The sequence below is a fragment of the Collinsella aerofaciens genome, from assembly GCF_040920445.1.
GTDB lineage: Bacteria > Actinomycetota > Coriobacteriia > Coriobacteriales > Coriobacteriaceae > Collinsella > Collinsella aerofaciens_BH.
In genome coordinates, this window is sequence record NZ_JBCOTQ010000090.1 from 1 (window position 1) to 2,968 (window position 2,968).

At 43.0% G+C, this 2,968-nt stretch carries 4 protein-coding genes; 1 reads left to right on the plus strand and 3 read right to left on the minus strand.

What is annotated here, in order from left to right; translation table 11 throughout:
• Nucleotides 1-82 precede the first annotated feature (82 nt).
• Nucleotides 83-457, plus strand: a complete 375-nt coding sequence (locus tag AB5405_RS09615; protein ID WP_368138326.1) for a P-loop NTPase family protein — start codon at nt 83-85, stop codon at nt 455-457.
• 34 nt (nt 458-491) lie between these two features.
• Here AB5405_RS09615 and AB5405_RS09620 read toward each other — a convergent pair whose 3' ends face one another.
• The 3 genes from AB5405_RS09620 to AB5405_RS09630 all read right to left on the minus strand — a co-directional run bounded on the left by AB5405_RS09620 (nt 492) and on the right by AB5405_RS09630 (nt 2,933).
• Nucleotides 492-1,028 carry an LURP-one-related/scramblase family protein gene (locus AB5405_RS09620; protein ID WP_368138327.1) on the minus strand — a complete coding sequence of 179 codons (537 nt, stop codon included), beginning with the start codon at nt 1,026-1,028 and terminating at the stop codon, nt 492-494.
• Nucleotides 1,029-1,479: 451 nt separating this feature from the next.
• A complete protein-coding gene (locus AB5405_RS09625) occupies nt 1,480-2,493 on the minus strand; it encodes a hypothetical protein (protein WP_368138328.1) in 1,014 nt (337 codons plus the stop codon).
• A 5-nt stretch (nt 2,494-2,498) separates the two neighbouring features.
• Entirely contained in the window at nt 2,499-2,933 is a 435-nt protein-coding gene (locus AB5405_RS09630; protein ID WP_368138330.1) for an SPASM domain-containing protein, read from the minus strand.
• Nucleotides 2,934-2,968 lie beyond the last annotated feature (35 nt).

Sequence of the window (2,968 nt, forward strand, 5' to 3'; positions counted from 1 at the left end):
CAAGACGCCGGCGCCCGACGGGGAGACGGCGAGTTAGCCGGCAGGTCGGCATGTCAATCCTGGTCTAACAGAGCCTTTGATAATGGGGGGAACTTTCAGGAAGGCTCTTTACTATGGTCTTGTAGATATTGACTCTGAAAAACTCATCTATCTTTTGAAGGGTTTTAGCCTCGATAAATTATTTGAAGTAAATCCCATCATTGGAGCTAGGGGACACAATTTGTCTGGCGGAGAACTGGCTTCTCTATTACTTTGTAGGGCCTTTCTGAGCAGTTATTCTATTGTTATTTTGGATGAGCCTTGCAACAATTTAGATAATGCTTCGATATCCTTTTTGAAGGTGGTGGTTGCACAGGAGATGAAAGAGCGAATCGTCATCATTGCGGATCATGGACATGGTTTCGAACAATTTGCAGACTATGTAATACAGTTTCAGGAGCCAGAAAAAACTATCTAGCTCCTGAACGTTGCTACGAACTGCTTTTTGCGATTTATTCGAGATGCTCTTCAATCCGAGCCCTCAGAAGGGCAATGGCTGTGGGTATTCCAATTGCGGCGGCTAATTCGGCTTTATCCAAAACCTGTATGCTAAAGCACGATCGTTTAGCACATTGAAGGACGATAACTGAAGATAGCTTCACTTCCCGTTGGCTGAATATATCGTAATCTCCAAATAGGAAGTTACCTTTTATTGAGTAATTCGGTATGTTCGTTACGCACTTCATCTCAAGTCTGTTTAGGCCATAATCAAACACCGCAACTTCCTTGTGTTCGATGATGAGCGCAACCCTGGGCATGTTGCTAAAACCACCGTCGACGACAGTGAAGAGTTTTTCATTTGCATCGTCATAAACGGTATATTTTAGACTCAATAGCTGTCCTAGTGGACCCGTAAACCCATGTCTTTTGATATTGAGGTTATCTCCAGCTGGGTTGATGAGAACTAGATCATGCGGGTAAGGGTTACCCTCAATTGAGATTCGATATTCGTTTGTAGCCGTCTTGCTCGATTTAGGACCAGTAGCCACCACGCGTCATCGCCTCGATCGAATTGGAACCGACTTCTGCTTCGTGCGGAGAATTGCGCAGTATGTTGCAGTACATGCAGCTGCAATAACCGCATGGGCAATTTCTAATAAAATGAATGGCGCTATTTACTGCATGCATGTTAAATGGACGAATACTTCTCATGATTTGCCTCCCATTGTTCAATTGTTTCTGACTGTTCTATTACCTTCTTCACCTCCTCAACACTGTTGAACCCTAGGTTTTCAATCGACGAGTACTCAACGTAAACAGAAAACCTGCTTTCAAGATAAATTAGCAGTCGAACTAAATCTGATGAGGACAAGTTGAATGGCGGGTCGGTCAATTGCTGATTTCTTAGATTTTGGTCAAATTGAGTCAAATCCAAATCTCTAATATCGCTAATCGCTTTTTCGATTTCTGCGTAGATGGTTTCATCTTTACAATATGCTGTCATTTCAGCACCCCAATATCGAAATCAAACAACTCGTTCTCGATTGTTTTGCAGCATAGTAATGATTCTTCTGGATCTAAGCTGGCTGAGAAACAGGGCATTCCTCTTAGTCGAAGTTCTCTTGCTGCTTGAATAGCTTTATCGCTAGATGAATAGCTTATTTGAAATCTATGCGTCTCCAGCCCTTCCGTGGCGTCAAGTACTTCGTTTGTAATTTCAAATTGAACTTTCTCTGCTTGCGTAAGCGTTTCAATTACGGGCATGAGCCCAAGCATTATGTCGTAGTTGGCTATCGTGTATGGGATATTGATAATGGCCAAGTCAGGGCAGAAAGCTCGACATGCAGCAATCGATCCTAATCCGTAATCTCCGAAAATGTGATCGTCGTATTTCATAAGCACATTGGGCGTTTCTAATAGAGCTAGGTCGGATTTATCATTCTCAATGATGAGGTTGATCTGCTCATTCATTTTGATGACGGCGGATTGGCCACCATCAAAACTAAGGGTGTTGCAGCCCCAGATTTCATTTAAAGGATTGAAGCTCAAAGCGCATAGATTGGGATGGTGCTTTCTCATCTCGCTAACGATGCTACTAAACGTAATTGTTGAATCGGCGGGTGTATATAGATTCCCGACAACAATTTTTGGTATCAGGGCTAATTCCTGCATGTCGCTTTTGCTAGACTCAATTTGTTCAGTGGCGAGATGGCTGACAACCTTCTTATTTACAGAATGTGCATAGGTTTCAGCGTGTTTACTAAATTCTATGAGTCCTGCGGCGCTTTCTTTCGTCGATAAAACGACAACCAGGTCTGATTCATCGATTGTCGTTACATAGTTAATTCGATTTTTTATGCCAATTTCTTTGCAATTAACAAGGTTGGCAACATCTGCGCCGTCCGGTAGAATGCCGCACGGTGTTGATACCCGAATATTGTAGCCAATTCCTAGCAATCCAATTAGAAGAGGATAGTCAGCTCTCGTGAAAGATATAAGTCCAATTGTCTTCATGATTTTTATCGCTTGTTCCTTTTAAGAGCCGTTGTAATGGACACTTCGTGTCTATGGAGCTCAAAGCGAAGTATTTTCTGATTAAGTCGATCAAAGGCAATTCGTTTTGAGTTGTCGCATGCTGTTCGCTTGTAATCAGGGCTAATTACTCCTTTGCAATCTGCGCTTTTAATGCATTGAGTGCACAGCTGAAATGCCCAACATTTTTTACATGAATCGCTGGTCAGCTTTGAAACATTGATCATCTTTTCAATTTGACCTAAATCAAATCCTGAATCCAATGTACCGATATACATGTCCTTGGTTGTTTCGCTGACCCTTTCGCAAGGAAGAAGCGCTCCTGCTGTTGTCACAAATAGACGCGTAACTCCTGGCTCGCATGGACCACCGGGTATAGCTTTGGCTCTGTTAGACCAGGATTGACATACATGTGTCCCCACGGTGCCATATCGTTGACCCCGTAGACCGCGATGAT